General features: G+C 38.9%; 16 protein-coding genes. 10 read left to right on the top strand and 6 right to left on the bottom strand.

Going from position 1 to position 21,829, the window contains the following annotated elements; translation table 11 throughout:
* Positions 1 to 7: 7 nt before the first annotated feature.
* The 3 genes from V3Z67_RS07775 (at position 8) to V3Z67_RS07765 (ending at position 2,442) form a co-directional block, all read left to right on the top strand.
* Positions 8 to 835 carry a sensor histidine kinase gene (locus tag V3Z67_RS07775; protein ID WP_330442765.1) on the top strand — a complete coding sequence of 276 codons (828 nt, stop codon included), beginning with the start codon at positions 8 to 10 and terminating at the stop codon, positions 833 to 835.
* Between the two features lie 5 nt (positions 836 to 840).
* Positions 841 to 1,509 carry a response regulator gene (locus V3Z67_RS07770; protein WP_330442764.1) on the top strand — a complete coding sequence of 223 codons (669 nt, stop codon included), beginning with the start codon at positions 841 to 843 and terminating at the stop codon, positions 1,507 to 1,509.
* Between the two features lie 459 nt (positions 1,510 to 1,968).
* Positions 1,969 to 2,442 carry a hypothetical protein gene (locus V3Z67_RS07765; protein ID WP_330442763.1) on the top strand — a complete coding sequence of 158 codons (474 nt, stop codon included), beginning with the start codon at positions 1,969 to 1,971 and terminating at the stop codon, positions 2,440 to 2,442.
* Positions 2,443 to 2,516: 74 nt separating this feature from the next.
* Here the strand turns inward: V3Z67_RS07765 and V3Z67_RS07760 are convergent, their stop codons facing one another.
* Positions 2,517 to 3,968 (bottom strand): alpha-amylase family glycosyl hydrolase, encoded by a 1,452-nt coding sequence (locus tag V3Z67_RS07760; protein ID WP_330442762.1) that lies wholly within the window; start codon positions 3,966 to 3,968, stop codon positions 2,517 to 2,519.
* A 123-nt stretch (positions 3,969 to 4,091) separates the two neighbouring features.
* On the opposite strand from V3Z67_RS07760, the gene udk reads away from it, so the two are divergent.
* The 7 genes from udk (at position 4,092) to V3Z67_RS07725 (ending at position 12,395) form a co-directional block, all read left to right on the top strand.
* A complete protein-coding gene (gene udk, locus V3Z67_RS07755; RefSeq protein WP_330442761.1) occupies positions 4,092 to 4,700 on the top strand; it encodes a uridine kinase in 609 nt (202 codons plus the stop codon).
* 65 nt (positions 4,701 to 4,765) lie between these two features.
* The gene (locus V3Z67_RS07750) at positions 4,766 to 5,113 is read left to right on the top strand and encodes an FtsB family cell division protein (RefSeq protein ID WP_052123490.1); all 348 of its coding nucleotides are present in this window, start codon (positions 4,766 to 4,768) and stop codon (positions 5,111 to 5,113) included.
* A 10-nt stretch (positions 5,114 to 5,123) separates the two neighbouring features.
* Positions 5,124 to 6,506, top strand: a complete 1,383-nt coding sequence (locus V3Z67_RS07745; protein ID WP_330442760.1) for a methylmalonyl-CoA mutase subunit beta — start codon at positions 5,124 to 5,126, stop codon at positions 6,504 to 6,506.
* An 8-nt stretch (positions 6,507 to 6,514) separates the two neighbouring features.
* Positions 6,515 to 8,644 carry a methylmalonyl-CoA mutase gene (scpA, locus tag V3Z67_RS07740; RefSeq protein ID WP_330442759.1) on the top strand — a complete coding sequence of 710 codons (2,130 nt, stop codon included), beginning with the start codon at positions 6,515 to 6,517 and terminating at the stop codon, positions 8,642 to 8,644.
* A gap of 97 nt (positions 8,645 to 8,741) precedes the next feature.
* On the top strand, positions 8,742 to 9,200 hold the full coding sequence (locus tag V3Z67_RS07735; protein ID WP_330442758.1) for a YciI family protein: 459 nt from the start codon (positions 8,742 to 8,744) through the stop codon (positions 9,198 to 9,200).
* 11 nt (positions 9,201 to 9,211) lie between these two features.
* On the top strand, positions 9,212 to 9,838 hold the full coding sequence (locus tag V3Z67_RS07730) for a carbonic anhydrase (protein ID WP_157483421.1): 627 nt from the start codon (positions 9,212 to 9,214) through the stop codon (positions 9,836 to 9,838).
* 55 nt (positions 9,839 to 9,893) lie between these two features.
* Positions 9,894 to 12,395, top strand: coding sequence for a cation-translocating P-type ATPase (locus tag V3Z67_RS07725; RefSeq protein WP_330442757.1), 2,502 nt, complete (start codon positions 9,894 to 9,896; stop codon positions 12,393 to 12,395).
* A 348-nt stretch (positions 12,396 to 12,743) separates the two neighbouring features.
* Here V3Z67_RS07725 and V3Z67_RS07720 read toward each other — a convergent pair whose 3' ends face one another.
* The 5 genes from V3Z67_RS07720 to V3Z67_RS07700 form a co-directional block, all read right to left on the bottom strand.
* The gene (locus V3Z67_RS07720) at positions 12,744 to 14,549 is read right to left on the bottom strand and encodes an OmpA family protein (protein WP_330442756.1); all 1,806 of its coding nucleotides are present in this window, start codon (positions 14,547 to 14,549) and stop codon (positions 12,744 to 12,746) included.
* A 95-nt stretch (positions 14,550 to 14,644) separates the two neighbouring features.
* Positions 14,645 to 15,535: a PorP/SprF family type IX secretion system membrane protein gene (locus V3Z67_RS07715; RefSeq protein WP_330442755.1), complete on the bottom strand. Its 891-nt coding sequence runs from the start codon at positions 15,533 to 15,535 to the stop codon at positions 14,645 to 14,647.
* 58 nt (positions 15,536 to 15,593) lie between these two features.
* Entirely contained in the window at positions 15,594 to 16,829 is a 1,236-nt protein-coding gene (locus V3Z67_RS07710) for a gliding motility-associated C-terminal domain-containing protein (RefSeq protein ID WP_330442754.1), read from the bottom strand.
* Between the two features lie 37 nt (positions 16,830 to 16,866).
* Positions 16,867 to 20,205 (bottom strand): hypothetical protein, encoded by a 3,339-nt coding sequence (locus V3Z67_RS07705; RefSeq protein ID WP_330442753.1) that lies wholly within the window; start codon positions 20,203 to 20,205, stop codon positions 16,867 to 16,869.
* Positions 20,206 to 20,261: 56 nt separating this feature from the next.
* Positions 20,262 to 21,829 (bottom strand): beta strand repeat-containing protein (locus V3Z67_RS07700; protein ID WP_330442752.1); only part of this gene is annotated, 1,568 nt, incomplete at its 5' end.

Genomic DNA, 21,829 nt, shown 5'->3' with positions numbered 1-21,829 from the left:
TCATTAGATGATTAAGCAATTTATGCAAACAGCCAACGAGGCTGTTTCACACCTTACCGAACATCATTTATGGGTAAAAACAGCCCTATGGGATTTTTATACCCATATACCACCGTTTCATAGCACAGTACCTGTACTGTCATTTCAGTACCCAATAGCCAAAATATTGCTTATAGCTGTAATTTTTATGACTATCCTGATTATTTCGCTTTTTTCACTTTTTAAGAATAAGCTCAAAAAACATAAAATAATGTCGGGGTATGAAACTGAAACAAAACTGGCTAAAAAAGTTCATGACGAAATAGCAAATGAGCTATACAACATACTTTGCTATGTCTCTGTAAAAGACCTGAACAACCCCGAATATAAAGAAAGGTTACTTTCTGACCTCGACTTTATTTATAACAAAAGCAGAAACCTTTCCAGGGAAATAAACAATATTGATACCGGAAACGGTTACAAAAAACAGCTTAAACTGATGCTTAACGAGTATCAAACCCCCGAAGTTAATATTATCATAAAAGACATTGAAAGCATTAACTGGATTAAAGTATGTGAGTCAAAAAAAATAGCTGCCTACAGAGCCTTACAGGAATTAATGATAAACATGAGGAAACACAGCAGTGCCTCTGTAGTAGTCATACAATTCAGGCATAAAGGAAGCAGGATATCCATTAGTTACTCTGATAACGGAAAAGGATTAACAAATAACCCAAATAGTACCAAAAATGGACTGTTGAATGTGGAAAACCGTATGGTTTCTATAAATGGTAAAGTTATTTTTGAACCAAAGCCAGGCAAGGGACTAAGCCTGACATTAAGTTACCCCTCATGACCTTTATGTTCAAAAAAATCCTAATAATAGAAGATATAGACAGTGTAAACCTTGGGATTAGTACAGCCCTCAAGGAAAAATACAATGTTAACATAACCAGTTCCAAATATTGTGACGAGGCTTTTTTAAAAATCAAGAAAGGGATTATTGAAGAAGCTCCTTACGATTTGGTAATTACCGACCTTTCGTTTATTGAAGATCACAGGGAATCTAAAATAACAACCGGCGAGCAACTTATTAAAAGTATTAAGAACGAACAGCCGGACATAAACATCATTGTTTACTCTATAGAAAACAGGCCTTACAGAATTAAGCAGCTTTTTGATGAATATAAAATAAACTCTTATGTCACAAAAGGTCGTGAAAGCACACTGGAACTTATAGAGGCAATAGATGCGCTTTCCAAAAAACAAAGTATATACATCTCTCCAAAATTAGGACAGATACTAAAGGATGACGTTTTCTTTGAGATAGAAGACTTTGACATAGAACTGATACGTAATTTATCACAAGGGCTTACTCAGGATGAAATAAGTTACCTGCTAAAAAAACAGGGAAAATCACCATCCAGTATAAGCAGCATTGAAAAAAGAATAAATAAATTAAAAATATTTTTCAAGGCTAAAAACACCATTCATTTGGTGGCTATATCTAAAGATTTAGGTATTATTTAAAAAATAAATATTTAAATAGCATATAGATATCTAAACCGTTGTATAAAACTTAAAAAAAGAAAATTAAACTTATGGAAAACCGTAAGGTGATTAATTACGTAAATAGTATTTTTGAGTAGAAACAAGCTATTTATTCATATTTTTTTTATGAAAAAAAGAACGTATTATCATATTTATTTAAAAAAATAAATTTTAAAAAAGAGTACGTCAAAAATATAAAGAATACACACTTCTCACTATAAACGACCCAAAAAGAGAATTAACCAGAGGCAGTAATTGCTCTCTATAAGAGTGCTGTGCTAAATTTTAGCCATGATATGTTTATGATTGTATCTAAAAACATGAAGGAAGCAACTGGATATAGTTCAACAAATTTGGACTGTATATTTATGCGTGTATTTGAAATGGCTAACAATCGCCTCTGTACTTTGTTATGTAATCACCAAAACAATTTCCACTATGAAGTACATTATTATCAAAGGGTCCCGAAGCTCTGGCAAGGCTGAGACCATTAATGCTGTTTGCAAAAAACTCAAGCCTGAATCTATACGAAGGCTGTATTTTCATGAAACCGGCAGAACATTTATGGAACCCGTCCCCTCATCTGCCGACATTAGTGACGGAACCTATCTGGTAACTGTAAGAAAAAAGAATATCTTAATGGTTTCCAATTGCCCCACTGAGCAACGTAAAAAAATTTCTCATATAATGGATTCGGTTATGGGACTTAATATCAAACCTCACCTAGCCATTATTGCCATGAGAGGCTTAGAGAAACTAAAAGACTATTCGACTGCCAAAGAGCTGGAATGCTATGGCAAATGTATTTATGAAACTAAAATATGGCGTATCCCTTCCAATCAGTTCAGCCTAACAGATGAATGGAACAAAAGGGTATCCTATTTAACCGCTATAACCCTGCATAATATTTGACTACCTACTTTACTTTGAAAAACAGAAAGCCTCCCTTAAGGGAGGCTTTCGTTTTTTATATTAAAATCTAATCATTAGTTAAATCTCCAAACGGCTATAGCATAAGGCGGTAATGTAGTAACCCTACCCCCTCTTTTAAAGTTCCATAATTCATCACCTACAAGCATCCTGGTATTATTAAGTTTTAAATTCATTTGCTGTTCAATGTAAACCGATTGTCTTTCACCGGAAAGGTTCACAACTACAAGTACCTTTTCGTTTTCAAACACCCTTAAAAAAGATATCGCATTTTCGTTAGTATTTGTAAGTGGTATATAATCACCCAATGCAAGTGCAGGCTGTAAGTTTTTGTTCCTGATTATTTCCCTGAAAAAATTACAGGATGAAGCCTTATCTCTTATCTGCTCATCAACAGGTACTTTATTCATTACCATTTGTTTTGACTCGGCCAAAGGATTAAACCATATAGCATTGCCGGATACCGAATCTTTAACCGACCAGTTAATAGCTTCCGTCCCTCCCAGCTCATCAATTTGAACACTACCTGTTTCCTGTCCGTAATAAATTGACGGCATACCTCCTAACAGTAAATTAAGAGCCGAAACCATCTTAGTTTGCCTGTCATCTGTAATTCTAATTGTTGAAAATCGTCCAACATAATTATCATCAGTAAACACAGCTATTCTTTTAGTTGCCGGCATACTATCCTTACGGGTTAGAGAAAGTGCAGCCGTTTCAATCCTCTCTTTATCAAAAGACATTAATGCAGTATTTAAATTGACATCAAAAACCACATCAAACCCTACATTATAAAAATCAGAAGGCTGTGCTTTATCATCGGCAGGATAAGCCATAACAGTAACGTCTGCCCTAAAATCTTTTATTCCTTTTATCACCGGAACCCAAAATTCCCTTAACAGGTTTTTCTGCCCTTCAAATTCATCGGCCACGTTACTAAACCTCAAACCATCAGCACCGGCATAATAAATAGGGCTATTGGTTGGATTAATCCAGTATTCCAGCATTTTCAGTATTTCTCCCCTAACCTTAGCTTCTTTAAAGTTCACTGCATAAGCCTTGGCATTTTCTCCGGTTAGCGATACATAATTTGTATTCCTATCCTGTAACAGACAGTTTTTACATTCTTCTTTTTTAGCAAACCAGTCATGCTTTTCGGTAACGTAACGCAAGTCAAAATCAAGATACACCTTCATTTTCCTACGATGCGCTTCCTGTATCAAATCCCTGTAACCTTTAAAGGCTCCATAGGTAGCATCTACCTTACCCCAGTTAGATGCATAATAATTCATAACATCTTCTGCCTCATAAATTGGAGTTAACAAAATAGTGTTTATTCCCAGCCATTGCAGGTAATCCAGCTTTTGCCTTACCCCTTCCAAATCGCCATAGCCATCTTTATTGGTATCATAAAAACTCCTCGGGTAAACCTGATAGATTACTTCTCTCTGAGCAAAAGCCCCAAAAGCAACAAACAGACAAAGTGTTAGTAATAGTTTTCTTAGCATAACAATAGTTTTGTTCCAAATATAATATTATTTGACCATGCCTTAAACGTAAATACATTTCCAAATCTAAAAACACGGGGTTATTTTGTTATTTTTGCAAAGTCACAAGGAAAACTGATTGTTATGCTAATTATTGGGATTGCAGGTGGTACAGGAAGCGGAAAAACAACTGTAGTACACCAGATAATGAACGAACTTCCGCTTACAGAAGTAGGCATTATTTCTCAGGATTCCTATTACAGGGAAACCTCAAACCTTAGCTATAACGAAAGGGCAAAAATTAATTTTGACCACCCAAGGTCAATTGATTTTGAACTCCTTACCCAGCATCTTAAAGAACTTAAGGAAGGTAAAACTATTGAGCAGCCCGTATACTCTTTTGTTACACACAACCGTACGGGAGACACCATAATAACACACCCCAGAAAGGTAATGATTGTAGAAGGTATACTTATACTTTCTGACCCGAAACTGCGGGAAATGTTCGATATTAAAGTATATGTTCATGCCGATGCCGACGAAAGACTTATTAGAAGGCTAAAACGCGACATTGCCGAACGTGGCCGTAATATGGAAGAAGTACTAAACAGATATCAAACTACCCTTAAACCAATGCACGAACAATTTATTGAACCTACAAAAGCTTATGCCGATATTATCATTCCGCATGACAGGTATAATACCGTTGCTATTGATGTGGTAAGAGCAGTAATCAACCAACGTATACTTTAAAGGTAATTCGCTGAATAATTTGCAAAAAAAACCATTACTTTGTAAAGTAAATTATCAATGTACTAATGAAAAAACCATTTGGCAAATTAATCACCCGTTACCCTTTCCTTAAATTCTTAGGAAACAAATACGTTTTGGTGCTTATTGGTTTAGCTGTTTGGCTTATGTTCCTTGATAATTATTCCTACTTTGAAAACAGGACTATTAATAAAGAATTAGAGGAACTGGAGGAAAACAAGGCATACTACATTCAGGAAATAAAAAAGGACAGCGCCAGTATTAAGCAACTTAATAATCCTGACCAGACCGAAAAATATGCACGCGAAAAGTATTACATGAAGCGTGAGAATGAAGATATATATATCATAGAATTTGAAGATAACGTGCCCGATGAGGACACGAAATCTCTTTAAAATGGTACGCATGAGCGAAAATTTATTTAATGAATTTGAACCTGTATCGTCCAAACAATGGAAACAACAGATACAGTATGAGCTGAAAGGAGCCGATTACAACGAAACTCTTATTTGGGAAAGCCCGGAAGGGATTAAGGTAAAACCGTTTTACCATATTGATGAGTTTGAAAAACCATTACAGGTTACAACCCACACCTCACAGTTTAAAATTTGCCAGAATATATTTGTTCATGATCTGGACAAATCAATAGCACGTGCAAAAGAAACACTTAACCGTGGTGCCGAAAGTATCCGTTTTACCATCCCTAATGAGCAGGTAGATGTAGAGAAGCTGGTTAACAGCCTACCTTTACAAAGCGTTCCGGTTTACTTTTATTTGAATTTCCTTTCAATCGATTTCTTAAAAAAACTGGACAGCATTGCTAAAGCTAAAAATGCTTCCTTCTTTGTACAGTTAGATCCTATAGGTCAACTGACTAAAGACGGAAACTGGTTCACAAATCTTGAAAAAGACTTCGAGGCCTTAAACACCATAGCCATTGCCTGTACTAATATACATTTCTTAAGTGTAGACAGCAGTGTGTACCAAAATGCAGGAGCTAATATTGTACAACAAATAGCCTATGCCCTTGGTCATGCTAACGAATACTTTAACCGTGTTGCTACTATAAGTAAACCTATAGTATTACAAGTGGCTGTAGGGACAAATTACTTTTTTGAAATTGCCAAGCTACGCGCCATGAGGCTTTTATTTAACCTCATCGCTAAAGAATACGACCACAACCTGGAGTGTCATATAATCGCAGCACCAACTAAGCGTAATAAAACACTTTACGACTATAACGTAAATATGCTTCGCACTACTACAGAGTGTATGAGTGCAATACTGGGTGGTGCCGATACAGTTTTCAATCTGGCTTATGATGTGTTATACCATAAAGACAATGAGTTTGGCGACAGGATATCACGCAATCAGCTATTAGTACTAAAACACGAAAGTTACTTTGATAAGGTAAACAACCCGGCAGACGGAGCTTATTATATAGAAGAGCTTACGCATCAACTGGCAGAAAAAGCCTTAGCCCTGTTTAAAGATATTGAAGCCGCAGGCGGATTCCTTACTCAGTTGAAAGAAGGTATCATTCAGCGTAAAATACAGGAAAGCGCAGCAAAAGAACAGGAACTTTTTGACAACGGTAAAGAGGTACTGTTAGGAACCAACAAATACCCTAACAAAGACGACAGGATGAGTCATGACTTAGAACTTTATCCTTTTGTTAAAAGCAACCCGAGAAAAACACTTATTACCCCTATTATAGAAAAGCGCCTTGCCGAAAAAGCAGAACAGCAAAGGCTGGAAGATGAAAAAAGTAACACAGGTGCAGAATAACAGGTAACATGAGAAAGAATTTACAACACATACAGCTTGATACAAACAGCACCCCTAAACCGATAGAGCAAAAAAGTAATTTTGTTACCGCCGAAGGTGTTAATGTAAAAGAAACATACAGTAAAGAAGATATTGAGAACCTGGAGCATTTAGGCTTTGGTGCAGGTTTTGCGCCTAACCTTCGCGGACCATACAGTACAATGTACGTGCGCCGCCCGTGGACCATTCGTCAGTATGCAGGTTTCTCTACTGCCCAAGAAAGTAATGCCTTTTATCGCCGTAACCTTGCCGCAGGGCAAAAAGGATTATCGGTAGCGTTTGACCTTGCCACACACAGAGGGTACGACAGTGACCACGAGCGTGTAGTAGGCGACGTAGGTAAAGCAGGGGTTGCCATTGACAGTGTAGAGGATATGAAAATACTTTTCGACCAGATTCCGCTGGGCGAAATGTCGGTTTCCATGACTATGAACGGAGCTGTACTTCCTATCATGGCGTTTTACATTGTAGCAGCCGAAGAGCAGGGCGTTAAGCCTGAACTACTTTCGGGAACCATACAAAATGACATCCTTAAGGAGTTTATGGTTAGAAATACATACATCTACCCCCCTGCTCCTTCCATGAAAATTATTGCCGATATATTTGAATATACCAGCCAGAAGATGCCAAAATTCAACTCTATCAGTATCTCCGGTTACCACATGCAGGAAGCCGGTGCCACTGCCGATATTGAGTTGGCCTACACCCTTGCAGACGGACTGGAATACATCCGTACAGGGATAGCAGCAGGTATGGAAATTGATAAGTTTGCTCCGCGCCTTTCGTTCTTCTGGGCTATAGGCATGAACCATTTTATGGAAATTGCCAAAATGCGTGCAGGCCGTATGTTATGGGCTAAATTACTAAAACAGTTTAACCCACAAAGTGAAAAATCACTGGCATTACGTACGCACTGCCAAACTAGCGGATGGAGTTTAACCGAACAGGATCCATTTAACAATGTGGCACGTACAGCTATCGAAGCTGCCGCAGCAGCATTTGGAGGAACACAATCCCTTCACACCAATGCACTGGATGAGGCCATAGCACTACCTACCGATTTTTCGGCACGTATTGCACGTAACACACAGATATTCCTTCAGGAAGAAACCAAAATAACCAAAACGGTAGACCCGTGGGCCGGAAGCTACTATGTAGAAAGCCTGACAGCAGAAATCGCCGAAAAAGCCTGGGCTTTAATCGAAGAGGTTGAAGAACTTGGTGGTATGACCAAAGCTATTGAGGCAGGTATACCTAAACTTCGTATTGAGGAGGCTGCTGCCAGAAAACAGGCTCGTATTGATAGCGGACAGGATATTATAGTTGGTGTAAACAAATACAGGCTGGAGAAAGAAGATCCGCTTCACATTCTTGAGGTAGATAACCAAACTGTACGCCGTCAGCAAATTGAACGTCTTGACAGCATTAAGGCCAGCCGTGACAATCAAAAAGTTACCGAATGCCTTGAGAAACTTACTGCATCGGCAAAATCAGGCGGGGGTAACCTGCTTGAACTTGCTGTAGATGCAGCACGTCACAGGGCTACCCTGGGTGAAATAAGTGATGCACTGGAAACAGTTTTCGGACGATATAAAGCACAAATCAAATCATTTAGCGGAGTGTACAGCAAAGAGATTAAAAACGACGAGAGCTTTGAAAAAGCAAAACAGCTTGCAGATGAATTTGCTAAGCTGGAAGGCCGACGCCCAAGGATAATGATTGCAAAAATGGGTCAGGATGGGCACGACCGTGGTGCTAAAGTAGTAGCAACAGGTTATGCCGATGTTGGTTTTGATGTAGACATTGGACCATTATTCCAAACTCCTGCCGAAGCAGCAAAACAGGCTGTAGAGAACGACGTTCATATTTTAGGAGTTTCATCGCTTGCCGCAGGTCACAAAACGTTAGTTCCACAGGTGATTGCCGAACTTAAAAAATACGGACGTGAAGATATTATGGTAATTGTAGGCGGGGTTATCCCGGCTCAGGATTACGAGTACCTGTTTGATGCGGGGGCAGTTGCCGTGTTTGGACCGGGAACAAAAATCAGCGAGGCAGCTATCAAAATACTGGAAGTACTCATTAAAGGATTTGAATAGTCTCAATAAAAATAAAACTCCGTTGCCTAAATCAACGGAGTTTTTTTTATGTATTTGTAGTAACTTTACCTGTCAAACAACTGCTAAAACCACTAGTATGAAAAAGCATTTACTCTTATTAATGCTCCTCCCGTTAGGTTTTGCCGCCATGGCACAAACCGAAAACCCTAATTATGATAAGGAACTTGCCGAATCACTGGGTGCCGATGATTATGGCATGAAGCAATATGTTTTTGTTATCCTGAAAACAGGCTCTAACAAGGTGGAAGACCAAGCTAAGCTTAACGAGCTGTTTAGGGGTCACATGGTAAATATAGAGCGCCTTGCCAGTGCGGGCAAACTGGTAGTAGCAGGTCCTTTTATGAAAAACGACAAAGGCTACAGGGGTATTTTCATCTTTAATGTAAAAACTATAGAAGAAGCTGAAGCCTTACTGGAATCTGACCCTGCTGTAAAAGAAAAACTGTTTGAAGCCGAAATGACCCAATGGTATGGATCAGCAGCATTAGGTGAATACCTTAAAACACACGAGAAAATAGAAAAAAAGAAACCCTGATAACTTGATTTATGGATATTAAAAAAGTATTTGACAACAACAAAGAGTGGATCGCCAAACAACTTAAAAACAGTCCGTCTTACTTTGACAGTTTAGCCAAAGGACAGTCGCCTGAAATCCTGTACATAGGATGTGCTGACAGCCGTGTAACTGCCGAAGAGATTATGGGACTTGAACCAGGTGATGTTTTTGTACACCGTAACATTGCTAATATGGTACCTAACAGTGACCTTAATGTGATGTCTGTTATCAACTATGCTGTTGATTTCCTTAAGGTAAATCACGTGGTGGTATGTGGGCATTACAACTGTGGTGGTGTTAAAGCTGCAATGGAGTCGGCCGACTTAGGGATACTAAATCCGTGGTTAAGAAATGTTCGTGATGTATACCGTTTACATAAGGCAGAACTTAACGCCATTGAAGACGAAGACAAACGTTATGACAGACTTGTTGAGCTTAACGTACAGGAGCAGTGTATCAACGTGATTAAAACTGCCGAGGTACAAAGAGCAATCAATAATCGTAACCTTACAGTACACGGTTGGATTTTTGACCTTAGAACAGGTAACCTTGTAGATTTGAAAATCGACTTCCAGTCTATCACAAAAGGTATTGCAGACATCTATAGAATTACCTAAAGATTAACATAGCTACGCCCGAAGTTTAGTATATTTACCTACTAATACTTGTTTGATGGAACAAAAGTACTTCGGACTCAAAGGACTTACTACCCAGGAAGTAGAACAGTCCAGAGAAAAACACGGCAGCAATGCTATAGACTTCAAAAAAGAAAACAGGATAATCATGGCGCTCAAAGATCTTGTCAAAGAGCCCATGATTATTTTATTACTGGTAGCCGCTGCCATATACTTTATTAGCGGTGATATAGGCGATGGTATATTTATGGCTGCCTCCATACTGCTTGTAGCCACCATTTCGCTCTATCAGGAATCACGAAGCCGCAACGCGCTCGAAAAACTTAAAAGCTATACCCGCCCCCATTGCAAAGTGATACGTAATGGCGAAGAACAAACCATAAATAACGAAGAACTTGTTATTGATGACCTTATGATTGTAGAAGAAGGTTCATCGGTAGCTGCAGACGGCGTTATTGTACGGGCCAATGACTTCTCGGTAAACGAATCGGTCATAACGGGAGAATCATTCCCTGTCTCAAAAGACCAAAACAAAGAGGATAAAGAAGTATATAGCGGTACAATTGTAGTATCGGGACTTGCCGTAGCACGCGTTATAGCCATAGGCTTAGGCACCCGACTGGGACAGATAGGCAAAAGCCTGGAGGACATCAGCAATGAGAAAACCCCACTGGAAAGACAGATAGCCAATTTTGTAAAGAAAATGGTAATACTTGGCGCTGTTGTTTTTATTGCGGTTTGGGTATTTAATTATATCAACTCGGGCAACATTATAGACAGTCTTTTAAAATCGCTTACACTTGCAATGAGTATACTGCCGGAAGAAATACCGGTAGCCTTCACAACCTTTATGGCACTTGGTGCATGGCGCCTAATGAAGGCCGGGATAATCGTTAAACAGATGAAAACGGTTGAAACCCTGGGGAGTGCCACCGTAATATGTACCGATAAAACAGGGACGATAACCGAGAATAAAATGACGCTGGCACGTGTTGCCGCCTTTCCTAACCTTGCAATAAACAACCCAGTAGAGGACAATCTGAACCCAGATGATAAAGAACTAATCTCATATGCCATGTGGGCCAGCGAACCTATTCCGTTTGACCCTATGGAAACGGCGCTGCATGAAGCATACGTTAAACTTGGGGAAGATAAAAGGCCTGACTTTAAAATGGTGCACGAGTATCCGCTTGGCGGTAAACCTCCTATGATGACCCATATTTTTGAAGACAGTAACGGTAACCGCATTATTGCTGCCAAAGGTGCACCCGAGGCTATGATGGAAGTATCGGGACTTACAAACGTTGAAAAAGAGAAAGTAAACAATACCATAGCTCAACTGGCAGAAAACGGTTTTAGGGTACTGGGAGTGGGACATACAGTTTTTGACGGAAACAATTTCCCGGAACACCAGCAGGATTTCAAATTCAGCTTTAATGGTATTGTAGCCTTTTATGATCCGCCAAAAGAGAATATATCCTCTGTATTCCAATCGTTTTATGATGCAGGAATTGAGGTTAAAATAGTAACAGGAGATAATGCACTTACTACGGCTTCTATAGCCAGGCAGGTTGGCTTTAAAGATTATGACAAAACCCTTAGCGGTGACGAACTTATGAGACTTACTGACGAGGAACTGAAAGATAAGGTAATGCATACCGCTATTTTTACCCGAATGTTCCCTGAAGCCAAACTCAAAATAATTAATGCACTTAAAGCCTGCAATCAGGTAGTAGCCATGACAGGTGATGGGGTGAATGATGGTCCTGCACTCAAAACGGCACACATAGGTATAGCCATGGGGAAAAAAGGAACTGAGATTGCCAAAGAGGCTGCCTCCCTAATCCTACCCGATGATAATCTTGCCAGAATGGTAGATGCCATTGCTATGGGAAGAAAAATATATACCAACCTGAAAAAGGCGATACAGTATATTATTTCCATACATATCCCTATCATACTAACAGTGTTTATACCGCTGGCGGCAGGCTGGATATATCCAAACATTTTTACTCCTGTACATGTTATATTCCTTGAGCTTATAATGGGGCCTACCTGTTCTATTATTTATGAGAATGAGCCTATGGAAAAGAATACTATGAGCCATAAACCAAGACCATTTACAGCCACCTTCTTTAATTTAGGGGAACTTTTAACCAGTATTATACAGGGACTGGCTATTACCGCAGGAACTATTGGTATTTACCTGTATGCCGTTTCACTTAACCTAACCGAGTCACACGTACGTACTATGGTATTTGTTACCCTTATATCGGCTAATATATTCCTTACACTGGTAAACCGTTCGTTTTATTATTCGGTTATTACTTCTTTTGGATATAGGAATAGGCTAATCCCACTAATAATAGGAATTACGGTATTGCTTACCTTTTTATTATTGTATATAGATCCGTTTGTAATGTTCTTTGAATTTAGTACTCCTTCCCTATGGTTACTGGGAGTAAGCATACTTGCAGGATTTGTATCGGTAATATGGTTTGAAGTTGTAAAATGGGTAAAACGGCTGAGAAATAAATAAGGAAAACAGTATAAAAATAAAAAAGCCCTGTTATAAACAGGGCTTTAAAGGAGGCGTGTTAGTATAGAAGTTTATCCCCACTATTAAAACTATAAAATACCTTTTGCACTCCTTGTGCGACAACTGTTCCTTAATAATTTTGCTACATCAAAGTTTATCCCCACTATTGAAAACTGTTAATGCAACTTGCCAAAACCATTTAAAAGGTTCAATTGTCACGGTTTTCGGCTGCTTTTGGCTTCCCCACTAAATTAAAGCTTCCAAGCATAACCGAATATTTTTACTGAAGCAACCGGCAGCATACAAGTTTATCCCCACAAACAAATTTTATGCCGCCTCACTACAGTTTTACATTCCTGATATTATAAATTCACACCTTCTGTTAAGCCTGTGCTGTTCCTCACTACAAATCACACCATCAGGACACTTGCTTAACAACTGTGTTTCTCCATACCCCCTACCGCTTACACGTGAAGAATCTATACCATGATTAACGATATAGGCTATAATAGAGTTAGCTCTTTTGTCTGATAGTACCTGATTGTATTTTCTGGAAGCTCTTGAATCTGTATGCGTTCTTACATCCAGATGTGCATCTGGGTTTTGTTGTAAGTAAGCGACCAGTTTATTAAGGTCTTTCTCAGCTTCAGGTTTAACATTGTACTTACCTAAATCAAAATAGATATACTCTATATTAAATACTTTAGCAAGGTCAGTACTCTTATTAGGGTCAATAACAACCTTTTTCTTCTCTATTACAGGCTGTATAGTAAATATCTGTTTACACATTACCTCAAAAGAATAGTTACCGTTTTCATCTGAAACACCTTCCGTCACTACTTCTCCATCTTCATTAAGTACCTGTATCTTGGTATTAGCAAGCACTTCTCCTGTAAACTCTTTAGTAAGTAAACCTTCAAGTTTCTCCCTACAGTCAGGATCTATAATCTCTACTTCCTTATAGCTGTAAACGTCATCATTACCACCTCTGTTTGTTGTAAAGAAACCTCCCGAAGATTCTGCATCAAATATCAGTGCAAAATCATCCCTTTCACTATTAATAGGTCTCCCCATATTAAAAGCTCTTACATAATTCCCGTCGGGCTCTCTTTTGCTCATAAAGATGTCAAGTCCGCCAAGTCCTGGATGCCCTTCAGATGCAAAATACAGATCATCAAACTCTGACACAAAAGGGAATGTTTCACGTCCTTCGGTGTTAATACCCGGACCAAGGTTTTCGGCCATACCAAACGTTCCGTTACCATTTACACTTACCCTGTATATATCAGACATACCAAAGGTTCCCGGCATGTTTGAAGCAAAGTAAAGCGTCCCTTCATCTGCACTTAAGGCAGGATGCGCACAACTGTAATCATTACTATTAAAAGGCAGTTCGGTTACATCGGTCCATTCGGTGCCGTTAAAAGTAGCCTTGTAAATTTTTAATAATATACCGTTATGGTCATCCTTTTGAACCTTACCCTCATTATAGTTGTTACGCGTAAAATATACTGTATTACCATCTTTGGTAAAAACAGGAGTTGACTCGTGATACTGTGTATCAAGATTAAGAGAAAACTTTTCTACTACATCTTTAAGGCTGTCGTCTTCTTTAATAGATGTTATGTACAAGCCGGTAAACGATTCGTTAGTCCACCTGTCTACTTTTTTACGTTTCTTTTTACCGTCCAGAGTATCTCTTGATGATGCAAAAACAATTTTATCTTTCCCGAAAAAAGCAGTACCATAGTCCGAAAACTTAGTATTAATTTTCATTTTCTCAATAGTATACTTATCAGAGTTCTTATCAATCTCTTTTCGGTAATCTTTATTTTCCAAAAACATTTGTGTCCTGATGTCGTCATTGCTCATATTGGCAAATTCCTGCATCTTTTCATCTGCCTGATCTATCTTACCTACAAACTTTAGGGTTTGCGCATAGCGGTAATAATACTCGGGATCTACTTTTTTACCAAGGCTAAAAAGCTTGTTATACCATTGGTAGGCATAATCCAGCTCCCCTCTAAAGTAATAACAGTCTCCGGTTTTCTCAAAAAGCTCTATGGACCTGAAGCCGGTATTAGCTACTTCAAGATAAATTTCAAGTGCATCGCTGTAAGCATAATTCTCAAACTCTATATTTGCCTGTTTCATTTCCCTTCTGGGAATTTGAGCAAAAGCGAGGTTACAGCTAAACAGCAGTAAGATTAAAAGTCTTGTATATTTTATTTTTATAATCTCCATAAATTCTAAAAGAATCGTGGGTTAGCTACTCTTTCATGTTTCTTAACAAGCTCAAAACGCAGGTATATCTCGTGTGAACCCGAATTGTAATCGGCCAGTTTTGTGGTTTCCATATCATAGGTATACCCCAGGAAAAAATCTTTAGTTACCTGGAAACCTATCAAGGCGCTCAGTGCGGCATCCCAACGGTATCCCATACCCACCGTAAACTGCTCGTTATATAAAAAGTTTGCCGAGACATCTACCTGTAAAGGCGAACCTTTTGTAGCCTTAACCATAGTTGCAGGCTTAAACTTTAGGTTGTAAGACAGGTCAAAAACATGTCCTCCTATAAAATAATAGTGCATCCTATCGGTAGCTACCGATGTTGAATTGTGCTCATAGTGTTTTGTTTCCAGAAACTTTGGAACCGAAATTCCCACATAAGTATCATCTGAATAAAGGAAAACCCCTGCACCAATATTTGGTGAGAACTTGTTATCAATATTGTTTTGAAACCTTGGGTCTGCCGGATCAAAAATATTAAGCTTAGTAAAATCGATATTCAATAAGTCGGCAGTAGCCTTTAATCCAAAAGCTAACTGGTAATTGTATGATACATCAATAGTATATGAAAAATCTACTGATATGGCATTATCATCCATAGGACCTATTTTATCGTTAGTAAACGAAAGTCCCATACCTATTTTCTCGCCTACTGGTGAGTTAATAGACGCCGTAGCAGTTGTTGGCGCACCATCAAGTCCTACCCACTGGGCACGGTAAATACCAAATATGCTGGTTTGCCCTCTGGACCCCGCATAGGCCGGGTTTACATTAATGGTATTATACATGTATTGTGTATACTGCGGATCCTGTTGTGCATTTGCAAAACCACTTGACAGTAGCATCAACATACATACAATTTGCTGTTTAAAATTTATTAGCTTCATTTTATTATCCCTCTTCATTACTCTATTCTGTACTTATGTATAAATAACCTGTTTTCTTAACTGTTCTCCCTTGATTAGGATACTGTATTACATAAAAGTAAGTACCTGCAGGCAGTTTATCTTTTTGGGTAACGGTAGCTCTACCAGACGATACTCCGTCAAAAACATTTCCGTGGCTGTCATACTCGGCTGTTTCAAATACCATTACACCCCATCGGTTAAAAATTTGTACTGTGTTACCCGGGTGAGCAGTAATTCCCTCTATATAGAAGTAATCATTTTGTCCGTCACCATCAGGTGTTACACCGTTGTAAATAATAATATCTTCTGTAGGAAGGTATCCTCTTCTTAGCCTTCCCAGTGTAAACACACCATAGCCTGACACATGTACCGGAGTGGTAACTGTCCTGTCAAACATATCCTGAATACCTCCTTCGTCAACCCACATTTGGGAATCTTCATCCCATCTCACTACTCTTATAGCCTCTGTAGGCTCTACTAAAAGTTCAGATGGTGTTGTGGTGAACTCATCCCAGCTAAGGGTTACTAAAACATCGGCTTCGCCTTCAGTTCTTTCAATAGTCCAGTATTCTCTTCCGTCAATAAGTTCTATTTCCTGTGCTCTGTTCTCATGCGGATAAAGCGCATTAGAATCTTCCATATAATATTTAGCCGTAAAGCTGTCTGAAATTTCTTCAGGAGCAGAAATAGCAGCATACCTGTAGTATTGCCCATCCCCAATAGGATAAGTGAAGTTGTTGTATCCCGTTTTAATCACGTGGCCATCAACAAAACTATCATCACTGGTATTGGTGTGTGTTGCTTCATTCTCAAATATGATTATTCCCCCAAATACATCATTCTGAACAATTCCGTTATAAAAATCGGCATTACCGCTTATCGAAATATCCCCATACAAACGAAAAGCAGGCTGCTGGTTAGAATTGTAAAACAACACATTGTTAAAATCGGCTGGTATGCTGCCGGTTATATTCTGCTGAGTGTATCCTTCAAACCTTGTATATCCGGCATAAGACGGATTAAAGGTTGTAATACCATTATTATTAAAGTTGCCCTTAAGCAATACTTCTCCATTATTTTCATACTCTCCCAAGTCTGTATTATCAAAATCAGACTCTACGGAAACGAGCGTACCCGGACTAACATAAAGGATACCTTTATTTACGGTTTGCCCGGTTTGAGCTAAAACAACTCCTGAAAATAACAGGAACATGTATGTTAAGTTTATTTTTTTCATTTTATTAATTTAAACAGTTATTAGGGGGCTATCTGTTCTAATTACTTTTTACCCTTTGATAAATCATTGGATTGGTTATAACCTTACAGTTTCTTGTGGTTATAGCCACTACATTACTTGTCGACGACTCACAGGCTAAGCCCGATGTTGCTATCGTTATCCTTCGGTAATATTTTGATGCCGTTAAAACTCCCGGCTGGTATGTTGAAGCTGTTGCACCTGCAATGGTTGTCCATCCGGTAGATCCGTCGTCAGATGATTCCCATCTGTAAGTAACACTACCGGTACCTGTACCATCTACAGATGATGTGATTAATGCAGGAGCAGTATCTGTACATATACTTTGGTTACCGTCAATAGTACCTGCTGTTACTACAGCATTTACCGTAATCTTTACGCTTGATGTAGCAGATGATTCACAAGCCGTACCCGAAGTAGCTATAGTTATCCTCCTGTAATATCTGGTTGCAGTTAACGCGCCTGGCTGATAAGTAGCATTGCTCGCTCCCGAAATCGTAGTCCAACCTGAAGTTCCGTTTGCAGATGACTCCCAACGGTAGGTTACAGTACCTGTACCCGTACCATTTGTTACAGATGTAAGCTGTGCAGGAGTATCACCATTACATATGGTTTGGTCACTACCTATACTCCCTGCTGTTACCTGACTGTTTACTGTTATTACTACTGTATTAGAAGGAGATGATTCGCAGGTTACACCTCCTGATGTTGATCTTGTAATCCTCCTGAAATAAGTAGTAGCGGTTAATACTCCCGGCTGGTAGTTATTTGATGTACCACCCGTTGCTGTCCAACCTGTACTTCCGTTTGCAGATGATTCCCAACGATAAGTTATTGTTCCCGGGTCGGCTGATACACTTCCTGTAAGCAATGAAGGTGTAGCACCATAACATATTGTTTGGTTGCTGCCTATACTTCCTGAGCTAATAGCGTTTCTAACCGTTATCTGAATAACATTAGTTTGTCCCGATTCACAGTTTTTACCATTTGATGCTGCAAGGGTCGTTCTTCTGTAATATCTCGTAGCTGTTAAGGCTCCCGGCTGATAGGTTGCTCCTGTAGCACCCGATATAACTGTCCATCCACTGGTTCCGTTTGTAGAATATTCCCATCTGTAAGTTACTGTTCCAGTACCGGTACCCGATGTTACATTGCTTATTGCAGATGGTGTAGCCCCATTACAAATAGTTTGTGCATTACCTATTTCACCTGCTGTTGGAGCAGCTATAACAATTACATTAATACTTGCTAGCGGACCTTCACACTGACCGTTAAACTGGCTTACATAGAAAGTATACGTACCTGATGAACTGGTATTAGGTGTAAAAGGTGTGCTGGATGCAAAACCACCAGGTACCGTATACCATTTTAATGTGTATGAACTATTTGTTTTTGTAGCTGTTAATTGTGATGCCGTTTCTCCCTGACAGTAATAAATAGGAGAACTAACTGTAGGAGCTACAGGATTTAATGTTATATCTACCGTATCAGTATTATTCGTTTGATTCCCACTAGTCTCAATTACTGCATTAGAACTCGAAATTACATAACCATAAGATGTTTCTGTTACCTGCTGATCATAAACTACAGAAGCAGAATTTGTATAAGCTGTATTAACGCCACTAATAGTATATGTAATAGGATATTCATATACTTCACCCGTAGTTAGACTTCCCTGCGCTTCGCCATTATCACCAATACTGTAGGTATAAGTAGTATATCCCTGCGAAGGAGTATTATTACTTTGATAACGATGCCAACCGTTATACTGTGCTGGTGTTTGAGTAAAAGTATATCCCGGAGGAACAACTTCTGTAACCCTAATCCTTTTTGCTGTATAAGTTCTGCTCCACCATGGCCCACTTGAGGTATAAGAATAATTTATTGTATTTTGTCCTACGTTAGCTACCTGTAATGTGAATGTATTACCACTTACAGGATCCAAACAAGGGCTATTTACAGTTTTGTTAATCACAACATCCAAGCCTTCGGCATATACAGGAGTACTAATTTGTTTACTATTATTACTTACATCTTCATCATATAATAAAGGAGTAATCTCAACAAAGTTATTTAGAACATTGCCTTGTGGAACCGAATATAATCGTCCTGTAACATATATTTTACCAATATTACCTGGTGCTAAATCAAACGTTCCGGTTATCTCATTTGAATTTAATGTATTTATATCAGGTAGTGTTATTGAGGTAAAACCATCAGTAGTGATAGAAGTAATATCAAAATCATCTGTCGATATTAAATTACCGTCACCATCAGTCAGTCTATCTAAAAAATCTACATTAAGCGCAGCAAAATCAGTATCATTATATACTTCAATCGTATAGGTTACCTGATTAGCACCACCTGTATTAACGGTTCTTAAAAAATCTTTATTGGCTCTTTTATCTACTCTAAGGTTCCCTGGAGTTGTTACCAATAGGTTCCTTATTTCATGATAGTTAACACCACCACCCGTAGAAGCTCCAAAACCAAGCTTTAATAATGGTGGCGGTGCATCGGTTGTAGTATAATTAATTAAGTCCTCAAAAGCAGCTGTAGGAGATTTTTTCCATCTTACTATTATCTGATAATAAACCCCATTAGAATTCAAAGGCAATATTTCAATTTGAACCCTTCTGTAAAAAGTACCATCATCAGGTCTATTATCAACTCTTGTGTTATAATCAATCTCATTTCTGTTCCTTATAGCATCATTACCACCGCTACGGTTACCTAATTCAACGTGATCGAGATAGATGTTAGTAGTAGCACCATTATTAGTGGTAGGCCCCCTTAATACTACTGCATTAGGTCGCTCACCAGGACCACCAACTCTTCCTTCTGTAGGATTAGAAAAGTTACCATAGGCATCAAAACCAACACCTACATAACCTCCTGCAAGTCCGTTACCTCCGTTAGGTGCATAACCTAACGATCCTCCTAAACCACCTATCTGGAACGGTACCGACGCATCAAAAAGATAAACCCCTAAACCATCTGCTCCCCTGTAATTATCATTTACATCTCGCCACATTTTATACTCAAAATCCACCAAAACACCTTCTGTTGAAGGAAATGAATTATTGATATAAGCATAGCCTCTTTGATTGGCATCTGAAGTTGTTAACCTTAACCATCCCTGATTAACCGGGTCATCTATACCTGATGTAAGATAAGCTGTACCAGCCGACCCTCCGGGACCACCAATTATGACATTAGGATTACCACTTCCTCTAAAGTCTTCTGATATGGCAAACTGGGCATACGCCTTATTTACCGAAAAGAAAACAACAGTCAGGAGAAGAAATGCTATCCTAAAAGAGTTATGGTTAAATATTTTTTTATCTTGATTTCGCATGATTTCTTATTGCTAAACCATGCATGCGGATTAAATACACCCGCATGCAGGTTAGTTTATTTTACTACAAAAACAATATTCATGTAAGATGCCTCTGTACCCGACCCTATAATATCGTAGGTAAGTACACCGTTAGCACCAATACTCACATTGGCAAATACCGTAGTATCATAATATGTGATATAGTAGTACATATCTGTAGCCTGAGGTAAAATTGGCACTGCTGCCGGTGCTCCTGCACTCGCTACAAACGTTCCACTTGGAGTTCCTGTATTTAATGAACCTCCTGTAGTAGTATTTGGTACAAATTGCTGGTTTGCAAACTGCCCCTTATATTCCAGGTATAGGTTTCTTTTTAGGTTAGTTCCGTTAACCGATGTATCAAATATTACCGCCGGCATATAGAAGAACTTAGGAGTCATACTTGTAGGAGTCGCTGTCCATTGTACATTACCATCAGTATCTGTTGTAAGGCTCATATTATCTCCTCCTGATTGAATATCAGCGGTTGAAACCGTACCATCCTGAATCTTAGCAGATGTTACTGCATTATCGGCAATAGCAAGCGTCACATTGTTAAGTACCGCATTAGTACCACCTGTAACATCAAGATCAGTAGAGGTTATACTACCGTCACCTGTAATTGTAGAAGGATCTACTTCAAGAGCTCCCGATGCATTTTGTATTAATCCGTTACCTGCAACGTTTCCATTAATCTTATCTGCTGTTACCGAATCATTTGCTAAATCCTGAGACTGTATCGTACCATCAACTATTTTAGAAGATGTTACCGAGTTGTCTGCAAGCTTAGCCGTAGTAACCGTATTGTTCGCTAAATCATTAGTTTGAACAGCACCATCAATAATCATGTTAGAGTTAATCACATTGTTATTAATAGCTAAAGTCACATTATTTAATGTTGCGTAGTTACCACCCTGTACATCCAGATGAGAAGAAGTTATACTTCCGTCACCTGTAAGAGCCGACACATTCACTTCTAAAGCTCCCGATGCATTTTGTATTAATCCGTTACCTGCAACGTTTCCATTAATCTTATCTGCTGTTACCGAATCATTTGCTAAATCCTGAGACTGTATCGTACCATCAACTATTTTAGAAGATGTTACCGAGTTGTCTGCAAGCTTAGCCGTAGTAACCACATTGTTGGCTAAATCATTAGTTTGAACAGCACCGTCAATAATCATGTTAGAGTTAATCACATTGTTATTAATACTAAGCGTTACATCTTTAAATGTTGAATTAGTTCCGTTACCTACTACTAAATGAGAAGATGTTATACCACCCGGTCCATTATAACCAGAGAAGTTTGTTGAAACTACATAAGGGTTAGCTACTGTACCTGCACCGGTTACTGCAATCCCCGAACCTGCGGTTGTAACACCTCCTACACCATCTTCTCCATCATTACCCGCTATACCCTGTGGACCTGTTAGATCCGTTGTAGTAAAAGAGGTGCCGTTATCAAAATTAAATGTATAAGTACCGTCATTGTTATTCGTTACTGAAGTAATACCGTTTCCGTCTTCTCCGTCAACACCATCTGCTCCTGCTGGACCCGTTAGATCGGCTGTAGTGAAAGAGGTACCGTTATCAAAATTAAATG

Source organism: Flavobacterium sp. C4GT6 (genome assembly GCF_036347315.1).
Taxonomy (GTDB): Bacteria; Bacteroidota; Bacteroidia; order Flavobacteriales; family Flavobacteriaceae; genus Flavobacterium.
Note: the sequence above shows the minus strand (reverse complement) of the source record. Positions and strands in the feature narration are given on the sequence as shown.